General features: G+C 58.8%; 14 protein-coding genes and 3 pseudogenes. 4 read left to right on the top strand and 13 right to left on the bottom strand.

Annotated elements, in window-relative coordinates:
- Positions 1-111: 111 nt before the first annotated feature.
- The 3 genes from XH85_RS14830 (at position 112) to XH85_RS14820 (ending at position 7799) form a co-directional block, all read left to right on the top strand.
- On the top strand, positions 112-5805 hold the full coding sequence (locus XH85_RS14830) for a LamG-like jellyroll fold domain-containing protein (RefSeq protein WP_128932380.1): 5694 nt from the start codon (positions 112-114) through the stop codon (positions 5803-5805).
- A 261-nt stretch (positions 5806-6066) separates the two neighbouring features.
- A complete protein-coding gene (locus XH85_RS14825) occupies positions 6067-6921 on the top strand; it encodes a hypothetical protein (RefSeq protein WP_128932379.1) in 855 nt (284 codons plus the stop codon).
- Positions 6922-7565: 644 nt separating this feature from the next.
- Positions 7566-7799 (top strand): hypothetical protein, encoded by a 234-nt coding sequence (locus XH85_RS14820; RefSeq protein WP_128932378.1) that lies wholly within the window; start codon positions 7566-7568, stop codon positions 7797-7799.
- Between the two features lie 653 nt (positions 7800-8452).
- On the opposite strand, the gene XH85_RS14815 is transcribed toward XH85_RS14820, so the two are convergent.
- The 5 genes from XH85_RS14815 to XH85_RS14800 form a co-directional block, all read right to left on the bottom strand.
- Positions 8453-9766 (bottom strand): HlyD family type I secretion periplasmic adaptor subunit, encoded by a 1314-nt coding sequence (locus XH85_RS14815; RefSeq protein ID WP_128937276.1) that lies wholly within the window; start codon positions 9764-9766, stop codon positions 8453-8455.
- Positions 9763-11697 (bottom strand): type I secretion system permease/ATPase, encoded by a 1935-nt coding sequence (locus XH85_RS14810; RefSeq protein ID WP_128932377.1) that lies wholly within the window; start codon positions 11695-11697, stop codon positions 9763-9765. The genes XH85_RS14815 and XH85_RS14810 overlap by 4 nt, the downstream gene beginning before the upstream one ends.
- Positions 11698-11806: 109 nt before the next feature.
- Positions 11807-11971 carry a hypothetical protein gene (locus XH85_RS45075; protein WP_164940282.1) on the bottom strand — a complete coding sequence of 55 codons (165 nt, stop codon included), beginning with the start codon at positions 11969-11971 and terminating at the stop codon, positions 11807-11809.
- A 493-nt stretch (positions 11972-12464) separates the two neighbouring features.
- Positions 12465-15239, bottom strand: a complete 2775-nt coding sequence (locus XH85_RS14805; protein ID WP_128932376.1) for an Ig-like domain-containing protein — start codon at positions 15237-15239, stop codon at positions 12465-12467.
- A 534-nt stretch (positions 15240-15773) separates the two neighbouring features.
- Positions 15774-16106 (bottom strand): IS66 family transposase, encoded by a 333-nt coding sequence (locus XH85_RS14800; protein ID WP_420837883.1) that lies wholly within the window; start codon positions 16104-16106, stop codon positions 15774-15776.
- A gap of 607 nt (positions 16107-16713) precedes the next feature.
- On the opposite strand from XH85_RS14800, the gene XH85_RS14795 reads away from it, so the two are divergent.
- Entirely contained in the window at positions 16714-17574 is an 861-nt protein-coding gene (locus XH85_RS14795) for a phosphatase PAP2 family protein (RefSeq protein ID WP_245474115.1), read from the top strand.
- A gap of 12 nt (positions 17575-17586) precedes the next feature.
- Here XH85_RS14795 and XH85_RS14790 read toward each other — a convergent pair.
- The 8 genes and pseudogenes from XH85_RS14790 to XH85_RS14750 form a co-directional block, all read right to left on the bottom strand.
- Positions 17587-18075 (bottom strand): annotated as a pseudogene (locus XH85_RS14790) (IS630 family transposase); the annotation flags it as partial.
- A 78-nt stretch (positions 18076-18153) separates the two neighbouring features.
- Positions 18154-19412, bottom strand: a pseudogene (gene ltrA / locus XH85_RS14785) (group II intron reverse transcriptase/maturase).
- Between the two features lie 528 nt (positions 19413-19940).
- Positions 19941-20408 (bottom strand): annotated as a pseudogene (locus XH85_RS14775) (IS630 transposase-related protein); the annotation flags it as partial.
- A gap of 357 nt (positions 20409-20765) precedes the next feature.
- Positions 20766-21803, bottom strand: coding sequence for a glycosyltransferase family 2 protein (locus tag XH85_RS14770; RefSeq protein ID WP_128932374.1), 1038 nt, complete (start codon positions 21801-21803; stop codon positions 20766-20768).
- A complete protein-coding gene (locus XH85_RS14765) occupies positions 21793-22857 on the bottom strand; it encodes a glycosyltransferase family 4 protein (RefSeq protein ID WP_164940288.1) in 1065 nt (354 codons plus the stop codon). Before XH85_RS14765 ends, XH85_RS14770 begins: the two co-directional genes overlap by 11 nt.
- Positions 22858-22965: 108 nt before the next feature.
- Positions 22966-23781, bottom strand: a complete 816-nt coding sequence (locus XH85_RS48015) for an FkbM family methyltransferase (protein WP_128932372.1) — start codon at positions 23779-23781, stop codon at positions 22966-22968.
- A gap of 196 nt (positions 23782-23977) precedes the next feature.
- Positions 23978-24733 carry a class I SAM-dependent methyltransferase gene (locus tag XH85_RS14755; protein ID WP_245473494.1) on the bottom strand — a complete coding sequence of 252 codons (756 nt, stop codon included), beginning with the start codon at positions 24731-24733 and terminating at the stop codon, positions 23978-23980.
- A 105-nt stretch (positions 24734-24838) separates the two neighbouring features.
- On the bottom strand, positions 24839-25807 hold the full coding sequence (locus tag XH85_RS14750; protein WP_128932371.1) for a class I SAM-dependent methyltransferase: 969 nt from the start codon (positions 25805-25807) through the stop codon (positions 24839-24841).
- Positions 25808-25863 lie beyond the last annotated feature (56 nt).

Raw genomic sequence — 25863 nt, 5'->3', positions numbered from 1 at the left:
TTGTAAAAAATTTTATATTCATATAGCCAAGATGGAGCATTATGATAATATTTAATTTAAATAGTGATTAATTACGCAGCGTGATTTCTGTTGTGGCATTCGGAGACAACGATGTCGGGTTCCTGGGGCTTTTTCGGCCATCTGGCGCGACGGATCATTCACGACAGCGCGACGAGCGATCGCGAGACGATCATCGACGGCAAACGCGATGCCAGCCATTCGCCGCTGATCTTCGAAACGCTCGAACCGCGCCTGTTGCTCGCCGCAGACCCGCTCGGCATCACGGCCGGCTACGCCTTCAACGAGGCCTCGGGCACCACGACGGCAGATGCGTCGGGTCACGGCATCGTCGGCACGCTCACGAACGGTGCGACCTTCGCAGCCGGAAGATACGGCAATGCGGTCGCACTCGACGGCGTGAACGACTTCGTCGATCTCGGGAATCCGACAGCGCTGCAACTGACTGGCAGCATGACCCTCAGTGCGTGGGTTTACGTCCGCTCGTTCCCCGCTGACGATGCGCCCATTGTATCCAAGCGCACCTGGGGCGAATCCGGATACCAGCTTGACATCACTGCGGACACTGGACCTCGCACGATCGGATTCAAGCTCACCAACAGCTCGGGCGGACAGATGTTCCGCTACGGCGCGACGGCGCTGCAGCCCAACACCTGGTATCACGTCGCCGGCGTCTATGACGCCGCGGGCCAAACTTTGAACGTCTATCTCAATGGCGTCCTCGACAACGGACAGTTGACCGGCACGGTCACGAGTTCCCAGCAGAACTCGACGGCCAACGTGTATATCGGCAGTCGGCCGGGCCGTACAGGATTCGACTTTCCTGGCCTTATCGATGACGTGCGCATCGCCAATCATGCGCTCACCCCCGATCAGATCCAAACCGATATGGCAACCCCCCTCGCCGGAACAGCAGACACGATTGCCCCGACCGTGTCCCTCACGCCTCCGGCCTCGATCGTATCCGGCACCGTGAGCCTCGCAGCGAGCGCGTCGGATAACATCGGCGTTGCCGGAGTCAAGTTTCTGCTCGATGGCAACACTCTGATCGGCACGGAGGATACTACCTCGCCGTACGGTGTCTCATGGACCACGACCACGGCATCGAACGGCTCGCATGCGCTGACCGCGCAGGCACGCGATGCTGCCAACAACATAACGACTTCGACGCCGGTCAACATTACGGTCGACAATCAAGCGCCGACCGGTACGGTGACGATCAACGGCGGCGCCGCGGCAACCAACAGCACCTCAGTCACGCTTACGCTCACTGCGACCGATGCAGTGACTTCCGTCAAACAGATGCGCTTCTCCAACAGCGGGAGTTCGTATTCGACGGCGGAAGCCTTCGCCCCGACCAAGGCCTGGACGTTGTCGAACGCAACAGGCACCAAGACGGTCTATGTCCAGTTCATGGATGCCGCGGGCAACTGGTCCGCGGCGGTGACAGATACCATCGTGCTCGACACAACCGCACCAACGATTTCCGGGCAGGCAGCAACGAACATTACCGGCAGCACCGCGCGAGTCACATGGACGACCAATGAGGCCGCGACTTCGCGGGTCGAGTATGGGCTGACGACCAGTTACGGATCGTCGACGACGCTTGATGCGACCTTGGTGACGGCACACAGCGTTGCGCTAACCGGTCTTGCTCCCAACACCACTTACAACTACCGCGTTCGTTCGATCGACGCTGCCGGGAACGAAGGGATCGGCTCAAACGCCACATTCACGACGACTGCCACCCAGGACACCACGCCGCCATCGACTCCTACAGGCCTGGTGGCGACCGCGGCTTCGACAACGCAGATCAATCTTTCGTGGAACGCCTCGACCGACAACGTTGCGGTCACCGGCTATCAGGTCTTCCGCAATGGTGCGCAGGTTGGCACCCCGACGACGACCACGTTCAGCGATACCGGTCTGTCGCCAGGCACATCCTACACTTATACCGTGCGGGCGAGGGATGCGGCGGCGAACCTCTCTGGACAATCCACACCTGCCAGTGCCACCACGCTGACGCCCGACACGACGCTACCTACGGCCACGATCACAGGGCCGACGGGATCAGCGACCGTTTCAGGTACGATCACGATCAGTGCCAATGCATCCGACAATGCCGGAGTGGCGGGCGTGACCTTCCTGGTGGACAATATCGCGGTCGGCGGGGGCGAAGACCTGACATCACCCTACAGCGTCAGCTGGGACACGACGACGGTCGCGAATGGTGTCCACACGATTACGGCGCGCGCACGGGATACCTCCGGAAACACCGGCGATTCGCTGCCCGTCAGCATCACGGTGTCAAACACTCAAACACCGGGTCTGGTCGCTGCCTATTCCTTCGATGAAGGATCCGGAACGACTGCGGGCGATTCCTCAGGGCAGTCAAACCTAGCGACACTCAACAACGGCGTTGCTTGGGTGGCCGGCAAGAATGGCCGCGCCGCGAGCTTTGACGGAGTCAACGACTTCATTTCCATTCCAAACTCTGCCTCGACCAACATCTCCGGTAATGCTCTTACACTGTCGATGTGGATCAATCCCCAGGCGCTCGCGAGCGGCGATTCTGTCGTCATCGGTAAGTTCTGGAATACGACAATGTCGTCGCCCTACTACCAGTATGGACTCGAACTGCGCGGCGGCAATCAGACCGATTTCTATATTGGTACGTCCAGCGGCGCGCTCGTCGCCGCCGGAGGGACCACTTTGCCATTCAACCAGTGGTCCCACCTCGCCATCACTTTTGATGGTGCGCAGGTCAAGACCTATGTCAACGGAACTCTCGTCAACACGCAGGCGCTGTCAGCAACGATCACGGCGCGCGGCAATCCCATGCGCATCGGAGCGGATGCCTCGACCGCGCAATTCTACAAGGGAGCGCTCGACGATCTGCGCATCTACAACCGCGCGCTGACGCTGGCCCAAGTGCAATCGGACATGACGACGCCCGTCGGAAACCCGACGGCCGGATCACCGCAGGTCTTGATAGATTCCCCCATCAATGGGGCGCAGGTTAGCGGCATCGTCAACGTGACTGCAGATGCAACCGACGATACCGGCATCGCCAATGTGCAGTTCTATATCGACAATGTGGCAACCGGCTCCCCCGACACGACCGATCCTTACGCTCTTGCGTGGGACACGCGTACGGCGAGTAACGGCGCGCACACGATCACCGCGAAAGCGACCGACATAGACGGCCACGCGACATTGTCAGCACCGATAACCGTCAACGTCGCGAACAGCAGTTTCTTCCAGAACGAAATTCTCGCGACGGGATTCAATCTGCCGACCGCGATCAAATTCCTCCCCGACGGCCGCATGCTGGTGGTGGAACTTGCGGGCACAATCAAAATATTGCCGCCACCCTATACCACGCCCGATCCAACGCCTTTCCTGCAACTCACCAACATCGGCTCGGCAGGCGTGCAGCAAGGCATCTATGACATAGCGCTCGACCCAAACTTCAACACCAATCACTACTATTACATCTTCTATACGTTGGGCACACCGAACGTGGATCGCTTCTCGCGCTTCACAGCGAATGCAACCTTGACGGGTACCATCCCGGGCAGCGAGTTCGTCATCTATCAGGATACGGAAATTGCCAATGCCGAGCACCACGGCGGAGCAATCAACTTCAGCAACGACGGCAAGATCCTGCTCACGACCGGAGAGCATTTCCAGGCCGGAGAATCCCAGGATCTCACGAAGCCGCGCGGCAAGATCCTGCGATACAACATGGATGGCACCGTTCCCACCGATAATCCGTTCTATGACGGCAACGGACCGAACTACGATGCAGTATGGGCGCTTGGTCTACGGAATCCCTTCCGCGCCTACTACGACGCGCCCACAGGGCGACTGATCATCGGCGATGTCGGCGGGAACGTCTATTCAACCGCAATCGAAGAAATCGACATTGGAGCGAGGGGTGCCAATTACGGCTGGCCGAACGTAGAAACTCCGGACGGAAATCCCGCCTACACTGCACCGGCTTACTACTACCCGCACAATGGACGCGACGCGGCAGTCGTCGCCGGGTTTGTCTATCACGGCACACAATTCCCAAGCAGCTATCAGGGCAGCTTCTTTTTCGCGGATTACACTCAGAACTGGATCAAGCGCCTGACGTTCGACGCCAACGGAAACGTCACCGGCGTCTTCAATTTCGAGCCAGCCGACGGCTCGGTAGATGGCCCCTACGGCGACATTGTCTACTTGACCGAAGGCCCCGATGGCGCGCTTTACTATGTCGACCTCGGCTATTCCGATATCAGCGGCACATTCGGCGTAAGCAAAATCCGCCGCATCGAGTTCATTGAATCGGATCTGCCACCGGTAGCGACGGCTTCCGCATCACCAACGAAAGGACCCAGCCCGCTCACCGTCAACTTCTCCAGTAGCGGTTCATCTGATCCGGAAGGAAAGCCTCTCACCTATTCGTGGAACTTCGGTGACGGCGCGACCTCGACCGCGGCCAACCCGTCGCACACATATACGGTCTCCGGCCCGTATCAGGCCCGGCTGACGGTCTCCGACGGAGTCAATTCCACGCTATCGACCCCGATCGCGATCAGCGTCGGCAATAGTCCCGTTGTCAGCCTCCTTGCGCCAACCGATGGCGCGACCTTCAGGGCGGGCGACGTGATCACATTCAGCGGCACCGCAACCGATGCCGAAGATGGCACACTCCCCGCAAGTGCCTATACCTGGAATATCGACTTCCTCCATGAAGGCCATGTTCATCCCGGGATTCCCATCACCGGCGTGATGAACGGAACGTTCACGATTCCGACCAGCGGTCACGACTTCAGCGGGTTCACGCGGTATCGAATAACGCTGACCGTAACCGATTCCAGCGGGCTGCAATCGAGCCAATCCGTCACCATCTTCCCCGACAAGGTCAATCTAAACTTCGCGACGGCGCCGAGCGGACTCACGCTGTATCTGGACGGTATCGCGCACGCGACACCTTTCACGTACGATACGCTCATCGGCTTCAATCACGAAATCGAAGCCCGCAACACGACGGTCGGAACGACCACCTACAACTTCGCCTCGTGGTCGGATGGCGGCACTCAGGACCACATTATCGTCGTTCCCGTTGGCGGTGCCACCTACACTGCCACGTACAATGCAGTCACGACGCCGGCACCATTGGCATTCATCCAGGCGAATTCCGCCACCCCGCAAACCAACCAGACCCAGGTATCGGTCTCCTACACGAACGCGCAGACGACAGGGAATACGAACATCCTCGTGATCGGATGGAATAACACCACGTCGAATATCACGTCCGTCACGGACTCGGCCGGCAATGTCTATCAGCTCGCCGTTCCGACAGCGCGAGGCAGCGGCATCAGCCAGGCCATCTACTACGCCCCGAACATCAAGCAAGCCGCCGCCGGCGCGAACACTGTGACAGTGACCTTCGACACTGCGACTCAATACGTGGACATTCGCGCTCTGGAGTACAGCGGTCTCGCTCTCATCAATCCCTTTGATGTCGGCACCTCGGCGTCGGGCACCACCAGTTCAGCCAGCACCGGGGCCGTTACAACCTCCACCGCTCATGAGCTCATTATTGGTGCCGGAACGACGACGGGTGGGTTTACTGCGGCAGGCAGCGGCTTTACCACGCGTGTCATTACAACGCCCGACCTTGATATTGCCGAGGACCGGTTCGTAACCGCGACGGGTAGCTACAGTGCGACCGCATCTCTCCAGGGCTCTGCGGCATGGGTGATGCAGGTCGCGACCTTCAAGGCAGTGGGGTAGTCTGCATGCCGCGGCGCCAAGGCTTATGCGTGAACAGCGTTGGGCGTAACCTCGTGTGCAGCAGTGCCCTGAATAGCCAACGCGCCCACGCCATGCCACAGTCGCTTGGCGGCTGGTTGGTCGGACTGACGCACCGAAGTGCCGGACCGAGCAGGACGGCGGCTCGCGTAAGGCTCTCGGAGAGACCTCATCGGTTCTCAATGGCACTCCGGTTCGCGTCGGAGCCCTTCACGGCTAAATTGAAGCGACACGAGGCACTATATGACTGCTTCGGATGAACCGGTGGTCGGTAGTTGCGCATCGCCGCTGGTGAAGGATCTGACTCGTGGTGAATTCTTCGCAGGATTATTTGCTCTGGGGTGCGCCAGTGGTCTTGCATCCCGTGTCATCCAATCGGTCCACGGGCTTGGATGGGTAGACGCGCTTCTCGACACGTTCGAGATCAGTGCAATCGTTTGGATATCATGCGTCGCTGGAGTTTCCCTCGTTCTTCAAGATCGAACCGTTGGGATTCGTTCTTCAGAACTCATCTTGGGAGCGGCGTTTGTGCTACTCGCCATCCTACCGGTAGGTCCAGCCAGCTGGCTCGCAGTAACCGTACTCAGTCTCCATGTCATCAACTCGTCTGATGCCTCTTCGTCGCGACGCGGCGCTCTTATCCTTCTGGCTGTTACCGTGCCCATGCTTTGGAGCCGGTTGTTCTTTCATTTCTTTGCTGAGCTGGTTTTGCGCATCGACGCCGCGCTCGTTGGTTGGATATTGCGCACCCCTCGAACCGGAGACGTCGTCGAGTTTGCGGACGCTTCCGGCGTTCTGGTCATTCTGCCGGGCTGTTCTTCGCTCGCAAACGTTTCGCTTGCATTTCTCTGCTGGGTGACTTTGAGCCAGTTAGTCAGCCACAAGAAAACTGCTTACGATCTATTCTGGTGTCTGATGGCTTGCTTCTCCGTCGTGGCGGTGAATGTCACTCGCATAAGCTTTATGGGGTTGAGCCAATGGCACTACGCCATGTTTCATAGTTGGTGGGGAGGCGCCGTCGCGAACACAACCATTTTAGGCCTGACGATCGGCTTCTGCGTGCTGGGGGTGCGGCGTGAGCTCTTCCGTCCGATTTAAGTGGTTTATCGCAGTCGTCCTGTTGCTAGCCACTGGATGGAAGATCGCGATACCATCCGAAGATCCAAGCCAGCTAAGGGAGGATATTGTTAGATTCCTCGAACGAAATCACTTCAGCGTCGTAGCGACTAATGAAATTACGACTGGCACTCTGATCATCCGAGCCACCACAGCGTCATGTCAATTGCAGGTCGCTAAGCTTACTCCCGACGGATCGAACCAAAATCTCGTTCGACTTCTGGCAACAGGAACCGATCGCTCGTTCGTCGTGTTTCGAGGCAAACTGTACACGCAACAACCGATAGCCTGGACAGTGTTTCATTATCTGGGGTCGAGATTTCTTCGCGAACTTGGATTCGTTCGACACATCACGCCTATCATCGACGTGGCGGAGAGCATGGGCTGCAATGCAGAACGGCTCCCATGGACTGAAGTTCAAGATCATCCCACGTGATCCAAAACGGACTTCCGGACACTCAACCTTCTCGTGCGGAATCGGGCCTCTGATACCGCAGCGTCAAATCGTCGCGCGCGCATTATCTGTCAGAAGCTACCCAAGATTTATATTGACATGCATTTAATTTTTACGACTATTATAAGGCCAAGATATTTATCTTTTAACCAGAGATAAAGGGAGAAGAAATATGACGTTGCCCGGGTGGGTCCTTGCGATTTTCCTCACGATGGCCGCAGCGGTGCCGGCCGGCGTCTATTTCACGGCCACTTTGTTCTTTCCTCCTGACCAGAGCTACACTTACGTCGGTCAGGGGACGGCACAGGGCGCACCTGGACCCGTCGCGGGCGCGGGACTATCCTTCGCCGCGGTTGCGTCTGCGGCCTACTGGATAATCAGGCGCCGTCGACGCAAACCGGACTAACCGCGACCTGATCGGCCTCTGTACAGCGCGATAGCCGAGTAATCTTGCTCGTTGCCTATGGCTTGCGAGCAGGAGGACGGCGGCGGTCGAATTCACCCCCCCGCTGTTTGCAAGCCGGGTCGGACGGACTCTCGACCAACAGGCTGTACCTGCCCAAGTCTTCAGGCAGGTATTCCCCGGGTTAGGGCAGATCCAGAATGCCAGATGAGCTGATCGTCATTCTGGGAGCTGAAGCTATAATACTCGCCTGCGTAGCGGCGATGACCCTGTATGCCAAGCGAATGGACGTACTGAGCGGACGGTCGTTCGAGCGATCGGTAGGCTCGCCCGCGGGCAGCAGGCATCCGCCACGGGCGGTCCGCCGAGAGCCGCGCGATCTACTGCGGTGATCAGAAGGTGGGGCAACCTCACTATATTCACCTCGCCAAATCTCTTGCGGCGACCTGATAGCACCAGAACGCCGCGGCTGGGTCTTCAAACCAGACTGCAGATTCCGCCTCGGCTCGTAGCTGCTTTCGTCGGCCGGGCACGCCCGGTGCCAACGCATCCGACCGACCGGCCGTGCGTTCAGAGGCTGGCTCCAACGCCGACGCCCGCCGATAGGCGTCGGCCCCGATTGCCTGGCGCCGAGCGCCGCTAGCCTGCGCGAAGATTCAGCGCTCCTTGAATGCGCGCTCCGCCTGATCGTGGAGCGGCTTGAGCAGATAGGACAGCGCGGTCCGACCCGCCGTCTTGATGAAGACCTCCACCGGCATGCCGGGCAGCAGCTTGGCCGACCCGAGTTTCGCCAGCTCTTCGGGCTTCAGCAGGACGCGCCCTGTGTAATAGCTCGTGCCGGCACGCTGATCCTGCGTAATGTCCGCTGAGACCACGCTGACCTCCCCGTCGATTTCGGGCGTGGTCTTCTGGTTGAACGCTGCGAAGCGCATTGTCGCGGTCTGCCCCACATAGACCTGATCGATATCGCGCGGTGCGATCTTGACCTCGATTGCAAGCGAATCCGCGTCAGGTACGATCAGCATGATTTGCTCGCCGGGAGAGATGACGCCCCCAACAGTGTGGACGCTGAGCTCGTGGACGCGGCCGGATTGCGGTGCCCTGATATCCACCCGATTCAATTGATCGACCGCCGCAGTCTTGCGCTCGCCCAGCTCGGACAGTTTCGAGCGCGTTTCGATCAGGTCCTTACCGACCTCCGTTCGCAGGTCCTGGTCGATCTGAATGATCTGGAGTCCGATTTCGGATATCTTGCCCTTCGACTGAGCGATCATGCCAGCCAACTGACTGCGCTCACCTTCGAGGCGGGCAGCGTCGCGCTCAAGGGAATTGAGCCGCGTGATCGGCACCAGATTTTTTTGCCAAAGGCTGCGCACGCCTTCCAGCTCCTGGCGAATAAAATCGACCTCCTTCTGCTTGGCCTCGGTCTGCCCCGTATAACCCTTGATCTCGTTTTCCAGCTGCGCGCTTTTCTCCTGCAGCTGTGCCTTTTGGCCGCTCCTCGCCTGTCGACGCAGCTCAAACAGCTTCCGCTCCGCGGTAACTGCCCGGCTCGCCTCGGAGTTGTTCTCCTTGGCCCGGTCGAGCAGCACCTTGGGAAACTTGAGCTCCTCTGCGCCATCGCGCTCGGCCTCGAGACGAGCCTGCCGCGCGAGCAGCTCATCGATGCTGTTGGTGACAATCGTCGCATTTGCGAGCGTCTGAGTCTCGTCAAGGCGGATCAAGACGTCGCCTGCGTTGACCCGGTCGCCCTCCCGCACGCGCAACTCTCCCACGATCCCGCCAGTGGCGTGCTGGACCTTCTTCACGCTCGAATCCACTACGACAACGCCTTGGGCGATCACCGCGCCCGACAATTGGGTCGTTGTCGCCCAGCCGCCGACCCCAAAGGTTACCAGAGCGAACATGATCATTCCGACGATCATGTAACGCTGGATGGATTGCAGTGCCGGCGCTACCTGACCGCTCATCGACCTCCTCCTTGAGCTTCCGCGACGACCTTGAGCGGTACCGGATTTCGCAACACTTTCCTGAGAACCTCCTCTCTCTTGCCGAAGGACTGAACCCTGCCTTCCCCGAGGCACAAGACATGGTCCACACCTTCCAGCGCCTTCGGGCGATGCGCGACAACGGCGACAATCCCTCCCCGGCGGCGCACGTTCAGGATCGCCTCGGTCAAGGCCTCCTCGCCCTCCGCATCGAGATTGGAAGACGGCTCATCGAGCACGACCAGGAAGGGTTTGCCGTAGAAGGCACGTGCGAGACCGATGCGCTGCCGCTGCCCGGCGGACAACGCCAGTCCCCCTTCGCCGATTTTCGTGCTGTAGCCGTCCGGAAGCGAAAGGATGAGATCGTGCGCGCCCGCGGCATGCGAGGCTTCCAGAACAGCGGCGGCTGTTGCCTGCGGGTCGAACCGTGCGATGTTCATTGCAATGCTGCCGTCGAACAATTCGACATCCTGGGGCAGATAACCGATGTGCTTGCCCAGGGCGTCCGAAGACCAGTGATCGAGCGCGGCGTTGTCGAGCCGGATCCTGCCCCGCATGCTCGGCCATACCCCCACCAGTGCACGTGCCAGCGTTGATTTGCCGGATCCGCTCGGTCCAATGATTCCAACGGCCTGTCCGCTCCGCAGTTGGAATGACACTTCGCTGATGGTGGGCCTCTCCGAGTTTGGCGCGCCGATATAGAGATGCTCGACGGTGAGAGTCTCGGCAGGAGGAGGCAACGCCAGCCGCTCCTCCTCGTGAGGCAGAAGCTTCAGCAAATGATCGAGCCGTTGCCCCGATTGCCGCGCGGCGACGAATCCTTTCCAGTTCGCAATGGCCATTTCGACCGGCGCCAGTGCCCGCGCGGTGAGGATCGATCCGGCAATGATGATGCCGGCCGTCGATTCCTGATTGATGACGAGGACTGCGCCAACGGCAAGAACCAGCGATTGCAGGATCGCTCGAAAAAGCTTGGACGCACCACCGAGTCCGTTCGCGACATCGCTGGCCCGCTCATGGGCCGCGAGATACTTCGCGTTCACATCCTGCCAACGCAAAGCCGCCTGTTGCCGCATGCCCATGGCCTGCAGAACTTCGGCGTTTCGCCGCCCCTCGAGCGCCAGTGCGGTACGCGAAACGGCGAGGCGCGAGGTCGCCTTTGCCGGGCCTCGCGTGCGTGTTTCCGTGAGCATCGTAATCCCGACCAGCACCAGCGCGCCGGCCAGCGCAGTGACGCCAATCCAGAAGTGGAAGAGGAAGCAGACGCCGAGATAGATCGGCATCCAGGGCAGATCGAACAGCGCCGTCGGCCCTCCGCTCGACAGGAAGCTGCGGACCTGATCAAGGTCCCGCACCGGCTGCAAGCCGTCGCCATCGGCTCTGGTCTTCAAGGGCAGGCGAACAAGCGCGTCGAATATGCGAACGCCGAGCCTTTCATCGAAATACCGGCCGACCCGGGCGCTGATCCTGCTCCTGACGAGGTCGAGCCCGCCCTGAAACAGGTAAAGCACCGTGGCCAGAACCATCAAGGCGACCAGCGTCGGTATGCTGCGCCCGGGCAGCACCCGATCGTAGACCTGCAGCATGAAAAACGAGCCGGTGAGCATGAGGAGATTGCTCATCCCGCTGAAGGCCGCGAGAGCCCAGAATATCCGGCGGCAGGACCGCAGGAAAGCCGACAGCTCCGACTGCGACTCATCATAGTCGCTACCCGGCCGCGGAAGACTGGAGAACAGTCGTCGCCGCAAGATTTCGACGAGGTGCTTCGCCCAGGCGATCGGCCCTTGCGTCCGCAGTTCGGCATCTTCCGCCCACTGTCGTGCGACGGCCCCAAGTCTCGTCAAATGCGAAAGTTGGATCCGATAACGGCTGGCTGGCAGGGGGATTACCCCCCACCGTTCAAAGTTTGTCATGACTCCCGCCCTTGAAAACGCGCCTTATGTGACGATCCCCAAGAAGATCACAAAGGCAGTCCTGAGTTTGATTTCCCTGTCGTCGAGCTACTGTTACGCGAAGTAAAAGTCAGATCGATTTTTGCGCACCGAACCTGGCCAACTTGAGTGTGTCGCCCGCCGGTACCAGCGTGACATGATGGCCATCCCGCCATTTAATCTGCTCTCCCAGCTTCTTCGACACGTACTCCACTACGAAGTCGTTCGCAGGGTGCGACGTCGTGGCGATCTGCATCCACCACCTCATGGTTAATCAGCTTGGCCTCAGGTGCCGGTCGCCATGGGCTTTTTTGGGACAAGATGGGGGCCGGGCTGAGGTTTTTTTAACCAGCACATCAACTCACGCCACTGAAATAATTGCGCGATTTTCCTCCATTAAAACCGCCGCGAATTTCTCTGATGTCATGCCAGACGGCGAGTCTCAATACGCTTGTATTGCGGCACGGCCTCAGCCCACAGGAATCGTTTGCTTAAACGCTCGGCGAGCCCATCCGAGTACGAGGCCGACTCTTACGTCAGATTTAATTCTATTTATTTCTACGTGCTCGCGGTCTTAATGCGATGGGGGCCGAGCCAGACAGTCGGCGCTGTATCCCGCGAACGCCGCGAAGCCGCAACGCGAAGATCACAATAGAGGCAGTCAGAACAAAAGAAGGCGGGGGACCATCCCCCGCCTTCCATGATCTGCACCGCAGATTGGTGGCTACACCGTGTCGCTGAACGCGTGACTACGCGAAATGGAAGTCATGGCTGTTCAGCTTGTCGAGCTGCGTGTTCTTCAGCGTGAGCGTGTCGCTCCCCGTCGCGATGACGACGTCGTGACCCGACTGGGCCGCGTGGGAGAGAACGCTCGCAAAGCTGTCGAACACGCCCTTGCTGAACTCGATCGTGTCGTGGGCAGATCCGCGGGCAGCGAAGTCCTTGATGACGTCGTGGCCGAAGTTCGACGCAAACTCGAAGGTATCCGCCCCCCGTTTGCCGACCATGATGTCATTGCCCGTGGTGCCGGTCAGCGTATTGCTGCGGCCCGTGCCGATGATCGCCTCGCCCGAGCTGGTCCCGACCACGTGGCCGGTCGTATCGACCTGCTCCGCGGTAAAGGCGTGGGTCTTGCCCGACAGATCGGAGGTGTGGAAGCTCCACTTGCCGTTGTCGCCCGCCGTGACCGAACCGACCGAGGTCGTGCCGTCAAACAGCTTGATCTGGCTGTTGGGATCGGCAGTGCCCTTGATCGTCGCGGTGTGATCCCAGTGCGGACGCACGTTGGTGACTTCCACCGTCGAGGTGCCGTTGCCGCCGTGCGAGCCAATTGGCGGATCGATCGGCTGCGACAACGCGCTGGTGTTGCCGGCTGCGTCGGTGGCCGAGGCGACGAACGTGTGAGATCCGGTTTTGAGGCCAGAGGTCGTCACGCTGAAATGTCCATCGGCGCCTGTCGCCCCCGTGCCAAGCAGGGTCGTCCCCTCGTAGACCTTGATCGTGCTGCCCGCCTCAGCCGTTCCGGTCACCGTCGCACGATGATGACTGGTCACATCGCTGAGCAGAACCGGAGCATCGGGGGCAGCGGTATCCAGCGTGACATCCAGCACAGTCGAAGCCTTGCTGGTGACGCCAGAGACCGTGTCCGCCGCAGTGAGGCTATGCTTGCCATCGGGCAACGCGACAGTCGTGTAGTGCCAGGCCCCATTGGCGTCCGCTGTAGCGGTACCGAGCTGGGTCGTGCCGTCCAACACTTTGACCGTGCTGTTGGCAGCCGCGGTCCCCGCCAGGGTCAGCGTCTTGTCGTTGGTGATGTGATCACCGGCGACACCGCTGTCTGTCGAGAAGGAGGCGATTTTCGGCGCGGCCGGCGCTGTGGTGCCAGTGCCCGACGTGCCCGAGCCGGAAGTACCCGAACCGGACGTGCCCGAGCCGGTGGAGCCCGACGTTCCAGAACCGATGACCGGATCCACGGCGGCTGACGCGACACTCACGTTGCCCGCAGCGTCCGTGGCTTTCGCCGTCAGCACGTGCGAGCCGGCCGACAGAGCGGAGGTCGTGAGACCCCACGCGCCGCTCGAGTTGGTTGTCGCAGTACCGACCTGCGTCGTGCCGTCATACACCTTGATCGTGCTGTTCGCTTCGGCGGTGCCTGACACGACAGCCTGATTGCTGCTGTTCACGGTATCCTTCGCGATCGTCGGTGCAGCTGGTGCCTTGGTGTCGACCGTGACAGCCACCGCAGCCGATGCCGCGCTGATCTGGCCCGACGAGTTGGTCGCGGTCGCGGTCAGCGTGTGCTTTGCATCACTCAGGACCTTAGTGATGTAGTCCCAGCTGCCCGTTGAGCTTGCAGTGGTCGTACCAATCTTGGTCGAACCATCATAGAAGGTCACCGTGCTGTTCGCCGCTGCGGTGCCTTTGAGCTCAATGGTGTTGTCGTTCGTCACGCCGTCACCGGCGACGCCGCTGTCGGTCGAAAAAGAGGCGACAACCGGCGCCGCCGGGGCGCTCGGAGCAGGGGCACTCGGAGCAGGGGCACTCGGAGCAGGCGAGCTTGGCGCCGTGTAGGTGGGCCCAGTGTAAGCAGGCGCATTGGCATCCTGCTCGACCTCGCCGGTCACCATGTTCACATTGTGCACGAAGGAGGTCTGGGAATAGGAGTCGTCCGGCCCGGCGGCCGGATAGGTAAAGCCGAAGGCTTTCGTCACATCAAAATAGTTGTCGTGCGTCGAAAATGCCCCGCTCAGATTGGCGGCGTCGGTCCCTGGACCCGAGACGGACATCCAATAGCTGACGCTGCCGATCAGGGTATTGCCGGCAAACTCGCCCGACTTCGTATTGTCGGCAATAAAGCCCTGGGTCGTACCGCCATCCTGGATCGCCGTATTGTAAAGGATGTGAGTCGAATCGATGGTTGGGCCATAGACTTGGAGATAGTCGCCATGAGTGCCTGAGCCGCCCATGCCGGCCTGCTGCAGCAGGTTATATTGGATCGTAATATCGCCACCGTCCTGACCATGACGGCCGATCAGGTCGGAGTTGGAATTCTTCAGCCACGAATATTCGATCGTGAGGCCAGGGCCTTCCATTTCGACGAGGAATTCGGCATGCCCGCCGCCGCTCAGACCGTCGATGGTGGAGTTGGCGATATGCAGATTGGATGACGACGACGTCCCTGTAATAACGGCGTCCTGCGGACCCGACGGGTTGAGACCATTGAAGTTCGAGTTGATCAGGGTGGTGTTCGCTGCCGTGGTTACGACAGCCCAGCCACCGAAATCATAACCGTCGAGCGTGACGTTGCTGCCCGTCACCGTGATGCTCTTGTTAGCCGCATCAACGGACACGCCTGCCATCGAGATCGTTGCCGGATCCTTGAGCGTCAGCCCAGTGGGTACGCCGACGTGATAGTCCACCCCCGCGACATTCCATGCCGGCCGGTTCGCACCATAGGTGTCCAGCAAGCTCGAAAGCTGCGCTGATCCAATTGGCGCGTTCGCAGAACCGTCGTTAACTGCCATTACCTGTTCTCCTGATTTGATGTCATCCGCATGTGCTCAACCCCGAAGGGCCTTCCCCGAGCAACATGCCATTCACTTTGATTATTGGACAAACCACCACGTGATGATCGCCGACGCGACTATTGGATGGGTGCCGCGGGCTTTTTTGGGACCACAACTAGGCTACGCCGGGGTGATGTTTGGCTCGCACCTGCCACACTCACGCGGATACAAATCAAATTGTGGAAATGCCTAGACGAACGCATTGTGAATCGGTTGAGATTCAAAACAAAGAATATTATCGCCCGACGCGAACGATTTCTGTGGAATAGTTGGCGTTGCGCATTGTGGTCCGACACTTATGGTGACGCGTTGCGTTCGTCGGTTAATATTTTCATTTGCATACCTTGGTTTATTCAATGCGACAATAAATATTGTCGCAAAGCCAATTTGCACCTTCGTCACACGCGGTGCGCGGCTCGCACCTTTCGTAACGACACCGCACAGTCTCAATGCGCTTTGTGAGTTTTCAAACCATAGCTGGATGCGTTGCGACTATGGGCCCCACCGAGGCAGCTCATCGATGTCGCTACCGGGCCGTTGACGATGCAGGTGAGTGTCAGACAGATAGGCAAGCGGATCGACGTCGTTCAGCTTACAGATTTCAAGCACGGAGGCGATGATGGCCCAGTGCTCGGCGCCGCCGTCGGAGCCTGCGAACGGCGTATTTTTCCAAAGCGTGATCAGACGGATGAAGCGCTCGACCGCGCTGTTGTCGAGCTCGATGCCGCCATCTTCGGTGAGGCGCGTCAGACCGTTCCGGCCGGCGTCGGCCAGCTTGCTCTTTTGGCTGATCAACGCGAGCTCTGCACTGAGCCAGCCCTCCAAGCCTTCTCAAGCGGCCGGCTCTTCTGCTGCCGAAACGAACAGCGCTCTTCGGCGCTGCGGCCACCGATGCCCTTTTCGACGGGCTTGAGCGCTTCGCCGACAACGGGAGCAGGACCTCCGTTGAAAGAACGCTGGGACGAGATCAATGGGCACAATTCGCGGCTGCGGGCACAGCGGCAGGCGGACGCCATATTCGGAGACCAGGATCTAGGCGACGGTCGATCTCGGTCGGCCCCCCTTCGATCGGCCTAGCCGGGGCCGGTGCCTGCATTGGGGCTGTCTTGGCGATCACGCTCCGAACGATATCCCTAAAAGAGCGATGCCATATCTCCCGCGTTTCAGGGGTGGGCAGTTAACCACCTCGCCGAATGCGCCCTGCGCCAGCGGCAGCAATTCGTCTTAAACTTGGGGACTGCCGTTGTTGGGCGACGACTGGTTAATGGTGCGGGCAGGATAGCCGGGTGGATAGCAGGTTCAGTAGTGCCGCCCCCCAGGTCATGTGAAGTCACCGCACCCACGAGCCTATCGTTTTATTTAATTATAATATCGCCTCCATTTATTTTTCTGACGAATTAATATAACTTTGGAACCAATGGAGTTTATACGGATGAAACGGCAGCTCGCGAACAACCAGACGACGTCATCTGTGATCTCGATCACGCCCGCGGAGGCCGCGCGCCCCCCCCGGGATAGAATGTCGAAAAGCACATCGTTCGCGCCAGCAGTTGCGCTCGCCGCTGCAATCTTCGGATTGCCGCTTCTTGCGGCGAGGTTTAGCGGGACGGTAAGCGGCGCATGGGATCGGGACCTCCTTCTCAGGCTCAACTCGTTCGCTGCAACTGACTCGCTATACGTATGGGAACTTGCCAACAATTCCTTGTTCAGGGGATTTCCGATATTCTTCTCAATGCTCGCCTTGTGGTTCGCGGGCGATGACCGAGAACGGCGCAGCCGGATGCTCACAGGACTTATTGCGGTTTGCCTTGCGACCGTTCTCTCCGTCTGGATACAATTTCATTTTGTCACTCACATTCGTCCGCTTCTGGACCCAGCGTTTCCTTTGAATGTAGCCGATCCGCGATGGAGTTTGGATTGGGACCGCAGAGACTCGTTCCCCAGCGATACCTCGACACTATTCTTTGCACTAGCCACACTGATCCTCATAGAGAATCGATTGGTCGGACTGCTTTGCTTTCTCTGGGTCGCCGTCATTATAGCGTTGCCGCGGATCATCTTCGGATGGCACTATCCGAGCGACGTAGTCGGCTCCCTCGTCTTAGGACCGTCGTGCGTCTTACTCTTCTACGCAATTCCATATCCGCGAGCGCTATTCGAGCGCATGCTGATCCGACTTCGGGATCACATGTATATAGTCCATGCACTTCTGTTCATTTTCTTGAGTGACGCGTCCATGTTGTTCGTTAGTTTACAGAAGCTCGGAAAAGATCTTGTGCGGCTGTTGGGCTAGAGCATCCGCCGATCATGTTGCAGCGTATCCTGCGGCGATGAAGTAGTTGCGGCATTCCATTGATGTGAAGCGATCAATGATGCGACCAATCACGCTCCAGAGGCCGTCGACGGTTCGTTCTGCGGCCTGACGCAAGAGTGCCTTGAGCTTGGCGAAGGCATTCTCGATCGGATTGAAGTCGGGGCTGTAGAGAGGCAGGTAGAGCAGGCTTGCACCGGCAGCTTCGATCATCTGGCGGACCCTTGGTCCCTTGTGGCTGGACAGGTTGTCCATGACGACGATGGCGCCTGGCGGAAGGTCGGGGATGAGAACCTTCTCGACATAGACTTCGAAGGCGTCGCGATTGATCGGTCCGTCGAGGACCCAGGGGGCGATGATGCCGCTGGAGGTGATTCCGGCCACGAAGGTCGTGGTCTTCCAATGGCCGTGGGGGATCCCGACCTTCAGCCGCTCTCCACGCGGACAGCGGCCGTAGCGGCGGGCCATATTGGTCGAAGCCCAGGGGTGAGTAGGCCGGGGGATTTTCACCCCGGCCTCTCGCAGAACGGTGCGTGAGCCTCTCGGTTCACACCGCTCCCGTCAGGTGAACGTGGTCGTTCCGAACAACTGCCAGTGTACGAACAGCTCCGCATTGTCCCGAGCCAGCTTTCGCAAGAACAGCGAAGCACCGTTTTGTGGAGCCGGAAGCGCTTGTACTTTCGCATGATCCACGCCTTCAGCTTCTGATTGACGTAGTCGACCAGAGAGAACAGCGCTGAACGGCTGAACCGACCGTAATAACCTATCCACCCCCGGAGGAGCGGATTGATCTGTTGGGCAATCTCAGCCAGCGTCCCCGGCGTTTGCCGGGGAATGTGCAAGCTTCGGATCGTTGCTCGCATGGCCTTCAAAGCTGTCGGACTGACCGCCGGGGTGTATCCACAAAAGAATTCCTTCCGCTGCGACGTTGCCACCTGCCGCGGCCTGAACTGATATCCGAGAAAGTCAAACTTGACCCTCGGATACGTTCGCCGACGCCTGTTGTCCTTGCAATAGACGATCTGCGTCTTTGTCGGGTGCATCTGAAGTCCGCACACCTCCAACCTCGCTTGAAGCTCCGCCCTAATGGCCTCTGCTTCTCGCTCCGTCCGGCAGTGCACCAGTCCGTCGTCAGCATATCGACACCAAGGGAGGTCGGGATGTGTCCGCGCCATCCAGAGATCGAACGTATAATGCAGGAACAGGTTGGCCAGTATTGGGCTGATCACGCCCCCTTGCGGGGTTCCGCGGCTCCGCTCAACAAGCTTCCCGTCCTTTTCAATTGACGCCGTCAGCCACCTTTCGATGTAGAGCAGCGCCCATCTGCATTGCACGTGTTTCCGGACCGCCTTCAGCAGAAGATCATGCGGAAGATTGTCAAACAGCCCTTTGATGTCGAACTCCAGAACCCAATCATATTTCCAGCACCGCTGACGCGTGACGCCCACGGCGTCCAGAGCCGATTTTCCTGGCCTGTATCCGTAAGAGTCCTGCAGGAAGATGGATTCCAGTTCCGGCTCAATCATCTGTTTGACCACCATCTGCGCGATCCGATCGCCGATAGTGGGCACACCTAAAATCCTTTCGCCGCCCGTCTTCTTTGGAATGGAGACGGCGCGCACCGGAGGTGGAAAGTAGGTCCCTGACGACATGCGATTCCAGATCTTGTAGCGATTCCCTGCCAGATCTGTCTCGAATATCTCCAAGGTCTGTCCGTCCACCCCGGCCGCACCACGATTGGATTTGACCGCCTTGTACGCTTCGTACACTCGCCGCTTCTCTATCGAGAACGGCTTGTTTGTCGCACCGTTCGAAGTCATCCTGTTTCCAGTTGGTTCTAGAGTACGACGACCTGACCCGATCCCTTTGCTCCGACCCCATTACAGGGCCGTCAACGCTCCTACGGATCGGTCCGCCCCAGTCTCTTGCATCGGTACTCTCGCCTCACGGTTGTCGCCGCTTGCGCTTCTCCCTTGGCATCAAGAGCCTGGTTCCTGCAGTTCCGCGCGAAAGCCTGTGTCCAACTCACGCCCCCTCTACGCCGGTCGCCGCCCGCCCGGTTGTCAGGCATCTGGCGGACTTGTCCCAGGATGACGAGACGGTCCTGGTTTTGACGACGCTTGGATTCATAACGACGCGTCCTCGGAGGGTTCACTTTCGTTCGTCTTTCGGACACTCACCTGCTCGGTTTAATCCGAACTTTTGATCCGACGCTCACCACCACGGCTCTTTACCGCAGCAGCTCGGACTGGTTTGAGACCCGCTCCTGAAAGCCGATCTCGGGGGGCCAGCCCCCATCTTTCCCGCAGCTTCACCATCGGTCTTAGTTCATGTTGAACTCCTTCCGCTGTCTGCAGCACACTCTCATCGATGAAGACGAGGCGCTTGGGATCAAGCGCAGGCTGGCCCTCGAGCCAATCCTGGCGCCGCTTTACGACGTCCGGCCGGTCCTGCTCGCTGGTGTGCGGTCTTTTTTTGCGCGTGATGCCGTGCCGCATCAGGAAGCGACGGAGTGTGCCTTCGCCGAACACCAGCCCCTTTTGGGCCAGGCTCCGGCGCAGCTCCTCGATCGAGACATCCGGCGTCGCCTTCAGCATCGCAAGGATCGTCTCCTTGTGCGCCTCGATGCGGCCGGACCTGCGGTCTCCACCGAGCGCCTTCGGGCGTGCATCACCCTGCTGGCGCTCGCGCATTCCCCACCGGCTCACGCTTGCCGCGCTCACCCCAAACCGTTCACCTGCCTCGCGGTGCGATGCCCCCGCCTTCACCGCGGCCAGAACCCTAACTCGAAGATCCAGCGAAAGAGCCTTCGACATGCCCGCCGGCCTCCAGCCCCGGCAGGCAGTTTGAATCACCTCACAGCTGATTTGGGAATCCCTTTCGATTCATTCAGCTCGGCGGATGCTCTAGTCGCACCAGCGTGGAGCTCCGACAGCTCGTTCGCAGTTGTATCGAGTCTGCTGATCGGTACCCTCGGGCCAATACGACTGCGGCCTCAAGGAAGCCAGCGGCGCTGGCCTTTCTCTGACCTTTCATGGCGCGGCTGGACGCGATCCGCGACACGTTAAGCATGAACGCCCCTCCCAGCCGCTGCCGCGCGCGCTCCCTGCTCGATCGGGATTCCCAGAGCTACAACGGCCGATGCTCCAGAAGACGCTGGTACACAGGAGCGCCTAGCCAAACACGTGCAATCGCAGGGAAGCGTCCGGCTTTCCGGTCTTTCCCAGCACTCCGTCTATCAGTCCCCTGACCGTGATCTTCGCGGCGGTTGGAGCCCCCATGGCGACGTATCTGGTCGCGTACAACAAGCCGAAAGCAAAATGGAGGCCCCATCGCCATCCCGCCTCCCTGCGAGCGTAGACAATGCTATTGCGGGCAGACAGGTACACCGACAAGTAGGAGCGTTTCCTCGGATCTACGGCAGAGCCGATAGCCGTGCCCCCGATGTGCCGTACGATCGCTCTTTCTGCAAAGCCGATCCGATGCTTGCCACGGCGACGCCCCCAGTCCAGATCCTCCATGTAGAGGAAGTAATCTTCAGTCATCAGGCCGACCTCTTCAACGAAATCGCGAGTGACCAGAACGCAAGCACCGCTGATCGCGTCAATCTCAGACATCTGCTTGTGCGACGGAGCACTCCCCGCCGGAGCGTTCCGACCAACTGCTACGACACGGCCCGTCGTGGAAGACCAATGAAGACCGTAGTTGATGATTTTATCCGGCACGTGATCGAACACCAAGGTCGCACCAACCATACCAAAACCTGCGGCAGCCTTCGCCATTAGTTCGGACAAGCAATGGCTGTCCACTTCGGTGTCGGGATTGAGAACGAGCACCGCATCCCAGCCCGGGCTTTCAAGGAATTGCTCGAGCCACGCGTTGACACCACCGCCATAGCCCAGATTATCCACCGCAAGTCCAAGCCGAACGATATTTGTCCTGCTCGTAAATCGATATTTTTCGACGGCGGCCAGTCTTCCTCTGGCTTGATCCAGAAGATCCGAGCCGCCGTGCAACTGCCGGAGCGTTCGCTCTGGACCGGCAACTACCGCCATCAACCGCTCGAACGCTTCCTTCCCACCGTTCTCACAGACGAAGACCTCGAAATCCTTCCAATCAGAATGAACCAACGACTTCAGACAGCGATCAACGTCATCCGGATTGCAATACGAGACGATGAGCACCGCAAGTTTGGCGCGATCAGTTGCCATAGCCTAGGCGCCCCATTATTTGCTCGCGGCGCCTGCTAGCGACCGCGGTCCACGTAAAACGCTGCGCATGTTCAAGCGCAGCAACCGACATCCGTTGTCGAAGTTCAGTATCCTCAGCCAGCCGACGAATAGCCGCAATCCAACCAACTGCATCATACGGATCCAGTACAAGGCCTTCACGTTCATTTCGGACGATCCGTCCCGCGCCCATGGTGGTCGTTATGACCGGTAGACCGCAGGCGCACGCCTCGTAAGTGACTTGAGGTCCCCCCTCCTCCAAGGAGGGGAAAACGAAGATGTCCGCCGATCGATAAAGCGATCCGACATCCTCGACATAGTCAAGCACCGTCACGTCATCCCGTGCGAGCAAGTCGCTGTATTTTTCCTTGATGACTGGCTCCATCCTTCCAGCGAGCACCAGCCTGCCCGTCACCCCGCTTCTCGCCCAATAATCGAGGATCAAATGGGCTCCCTTTCGCACGCCAATGATCCCGACGAAGACCGCAGTCAAACCATGGTTCGAGGGAAGAAGCCGATTCTTTCCCGAAAGGCGAACTGGGTCCCAGCCGTATGCTGTCTCCACACATTTGCTTTTCGACACACCGTTCTCAAGCAACGAACTTTCGACCGGTTGATTGGGGCAGAATATGTAGTCCACGGCCTCAAGATCTTTGGTTTCGCAATCAACCACCGCGTCCGTAATCCCATGCATCGGCGCCACACCAATCCTGCCATATGCTCGGTCAAGAATTGTCTTGGCGGTCCTGGTATGACAATTGAACTGCTCTCGAAAAACCATGACGTCACGCCGTTTCAATTCCTGGAGCAACTCCATGCTTGCGCTGGGCCAGAGATAGGCAGCCAACCTGCGCGATCGACAGCGATCCAGATATGAGAGGAACGCGGCCTCCATGCTTCGGCTGGCGCTGTGCTTCACCCAGCCATATGGGAAGTACCGCTTCCAAGCGGGCAAGGCCTCGATCACTTCCACCAGGGGCAAAGGCCATCGGCTGCGCGGAGTGACGATCGTCACGCCAAAATTCCGATCGACCATGGCCTCTGCGAGGGAGCCGCAGGTGTAGCCCACTCCTTTGCCTGTAAGTGGCAATGGCATCAAAACGCCCGTCGAGAAACTCAATGCAAACCTCTGTAGTCTGACCGTCTAGGTCGGGTACCATCCCCGGCGCATAGTTTTCCAAAACGCGGACGTCCTGCACCTAGCTCGATGAGATGCCCTCAGGTGCGCCTCTGTCAGGTACCAAGTGAAGGTTACAGATAGCGGTGCAGTTCCCGACCTAAAGCATCCCCGATCGTAGACGTAGGGGCGATAGCCGAGGTCAGACAGGAATTCAGTAACCGCCGGCGAGGTAAACGCACACATTAATGCAGGTCTCTGCTGTTGTAACGTTCCTTGCGCACCCTTGAGGATATCCAGCTCCGCTCCCTGGGCATGAAGCTTGATGAGAGCCGGAGCCAGATCGAGAGAGTCGAGAGCTTTGCACGTCACCCGATGCTCCTGGACCGTTAGCTTCTTCGCGTCAAAACGGTACATCCTTCCCGGATTTTTTAACCATGCCGTCGCCTCCTCGTAGGAGGTCGCAGCCATTCCATCGCACTCCCATCGTCCGTATCTTGGAAGAAAAAAGTCGATAACCTCGGACCTACGGCCAAGCGCGCAATCGAGAATGGTCACAGCGTCATCTCGGCGATGGCGAAATGCGAGCCGCTTCGCAGACCGCGGCTCGGGCTCGAAGGCTATGATACGGGCGTTTGGCGCAAGCCGCTTGAACGCGGCAGTGCTCTGGCCTCGGTTTGCGCCCACATCCACTATCAAGGCGCTTCCGATGCAAAGCAACCTCACTCCGTGAAACTCCGGCTTGAAAAAGTACGGCGCAACACTGTCTTTGACAGCAAACCTGATCGCCGCAACGCCGGGAACGTTGGCATAAAAATAGCGGGCTACTGCCTTCAAGTTCATAATGCTCGATCACTATCCTTGGGGAACGGGAACAATTCCTCTGATATGTTTTGTACGCCGGCCATCAATCCACACCTGAAGCGGGATGAGATTGCCACATCGACGATCAAGTACCACTCCAATCTTTCGTGCGCCGCGGCGTATCGAATCCAGTAGCTCGCGGAGGCCTTATAAGGGGCGCGCTAGGCGAGCGACCTCATTCGGCTATCTCCCAGCTAAGCGACTTCTGAGACTCCTCGCCATCGATGGCCTCGCCAAGCATGATGTACTGCTTCGCCAGATGATGCTTCAACAGGCCGAACGAAAGACGATGAAGCGTCTTTGCCTTGTAGCCTTGCATTCCGGAAATCAGACCCTTGGAGACTTTCAGGCCCGCGGCGTTCATGAGCCCGATCGCCGTATCCTCGACAAAGAACCTGAGATGGGTGCGGTCCAGAATACCCGCATCCTGATATTCAAACTGGCGCTTGAACAGAAGCGGAATCGCAACACTGAGATGCGCGACATTTGGTACGGACACCACGACATGACCACCAGGCTGGAGCAGTCCTCGCATGTTCTGCAGAACGGTTTTCGCATCGACCAGATGCTCGAGGACATCGAGCAACAGTATGAGATCATACTTTTTGAGCCGAGGTAGGCATTCATCAATGCTGCCCAAGATCGCGACATCCGCATTGCGGGCCAGTTCCTCTGCGACCGCGTCATTTATCTCGACGCCCGTCGTCACTGCGTCGGGATAGATCGTTCTGATCCAGCGCAACGTCTGCCCGGAGGCGGCCCCAATCTCAAGGATGTTGGTTGCGGTCTTCGGCAGCAGCGGTCGTATCTCGTGGCGCATGTGATGAAAGTAGCAGCTCATGTTCGCTTCGGGCGCTGCGGCGCGTTGCTTTTTCAGATCGCTCAGTAGAGGAGCACGGGGGCTTTCGACCGCATGTTCGAGGCTTCGCATCTTTCAAACCCTTCCAGTTGCCGTGTCCATCAAAAGCGGCCAGACCTTCGCTCGGAGAACTCCGGCTGGCGGCCCAGTGCGTAACGTCTTGGCCTGCCCAGCCGATCAATGCAGTTGCGTTGCCCCTTCAGTCTGATTCAGTTCGCTCCTTGAGGGCGGCTTCGGCGATGCCGCGTCCGCTATCATTCTCGCGAAGTCGCTCGGGTCCACGGAATCCGGATCAATGACAATATGATCGGCCCGGTATTTGCGCCGAACCTGAGACGATTTGACGTGATACGAGAGGATTCGAAAAACGAAAGGACTCATGACCTCATGAAGCATGCTCTTCCACCTCGGAATATTCCGTCTATCCCAGGCGGCCCAGCTTCCGGTAGCGAAGCTCGTCCACGTCGCATCGTAGTCTGACTGTTGCACGGTCAAGTCGGAAACGCTGCGGACCTTTCTCGAGAATACCACCAGCACCGTCTGCTCCTCAAAGGGGATCTGATTCCTGCGGTTGAGGGCCACGGGCGGCTTGATCAGATGCCACCTCTTCGGGCGGGATGGCTTGATCAGAAAGACAGCGGTATCTTCGAAGCCATTTCGTTTGCTGAAAAGACTGTAGAAGAACTCCGGCGAGTACTGGTAAAGGCCGTGCGCGGGAAAGCCGTTTGCATTCGTCGCTATAAGGACGTGCCCGCCCGGCCTGACCAGGTTCACTATGTTGTCGACCACCTGCGCGACATCGAAGATATGCTCGATCGACCCGAAGTCGAGGAACGTATCGAACTTTTCATGCATATCGCTCGGTATCGGAAGATTGAAATCATGTATGAGCGATGCACCTTCGAAAGCTGAGGCGTCAATCGAGACGATGTTCTCGGCACCAAGCTTGCGAAGGAGGGGCTCGCAGTAGAGCCCTACTGCAATCGACTGATCGTACGCGAGGGTCGAATTCCTCTGAGCCGCACGGAATTCCTGCTTCCAGAAATGAATCTCGTGTCTTCCGAGAGTGACCGTATTCCGAAAATCGAATCCATAGACTCGGTTTGCGAAGTTGAGCGCACGGAGGCCCGTCAGATCGATGCCCACAACTTTCTCCCTCTGGACGCTGGACCATGACGTGGCTCCTCCTGCGAGGTCACGTC

It is taken from the genome of Bradyrhizobium zhanjiangense (genome assembly GCF_004114935.1).
GTDB lineage: Bacteria > Pseudomonadota > Alphaproteobacteria > Rhizobiales > Xanthobacteraceae > Bradyrhizobium > Bradyrhizobium zhanjiangense.
The sequence above is the reverse complement of the archived record's forward strand: the minus strand, read 5'-3'. Positions and strand labels throughout refer to the sequence as shown.

Bases quoted from the DNA above. Each gene is read 5' to 3' on its own strand.
- XH85_RS14830 (WP_128932380.1), top strand. From the start codon at position 112: ATGTCGGGTTCCTGGGGCTTTTTCGGCCATCTGGCGCGACGGATCATT.
- XH85_RS14825 (WP_128932379.1), top strand. From the start codon at position 6,067: ATGACTGCTTCGGATGAACCGGTGGTCGGTAGTTGCGCATCGCCGCTG.
- XH85_RS14820 (WP_128932378.1), top strand. From the start codon at position 7,566: ATGACGTTGCCCGGGTGGGTCCTTGCGATTTTCCTCACGATGGCCGCA.
- XH85_RS14815 (WP_128937276.1), bottom strand. From the start codon at position 9,766: ATGAGCGGTCAGGTAGCGCCGGCACTGCAATCCATCCAGCGTTACATG.
- XH85_RS14810 (WP_128932377.1), bottom strand. From the start codon at position 11,697: ATGACAAACTTTGAACGGTGGGGGGTAATCCCCCTGCCAGCCAGCCGT.
- XH85_RS45075 (WP_164940282.1), bottom strand. From the start codon at position 11,971: ATGCAGATCGCCACGACGTCGCACCCTGCGAACGACTTCGTAGTGGAG.
- XH85_RS14805 (WP_128932376.1), bottom strand. From the start codon at position 15,239: ATGGCAGTTAACGACGGTTCTGCGAACGCGCCAATTGGATCAGCGCAG.
- XH85_RS14795 (WP_245474115.1), top strand. From the start codon at position 16,714: ATGAAACGGCAGCTCGCGAACAACCAGACGACGTCATCTGTGATCTCG.
- XH85_RS14770 (WP_128932374.1), bottom strand. From the start codon at position 21,803: ATGGCAACTGATCGCGCCAAACTTGCGGTGCTCATCGTCTCGTATTGC.
- XH85_RS14765 (WP_164940288.1), bottom strand. From the start codon at position 22,857: ATGGTCGATCGGAATTTTGGCGTGACGATCGTCACTCCGCGCAGCCGA.
- XH85_RS48015 (WP_128932372.1), bottom strand. From the start codon at position 23,781: ATGAACTTGAAGGCAGTAGCCCGCTATTTTTATGCCAACGTTCCCGGC.
- XH85_RS14755 (WP_245473494.1), bottom strand. From the start codon at position 24,733: ATGCGAAGCCTCGAACATGCGGTCGAAAGCCCCCGTGCTCCTCTACTG.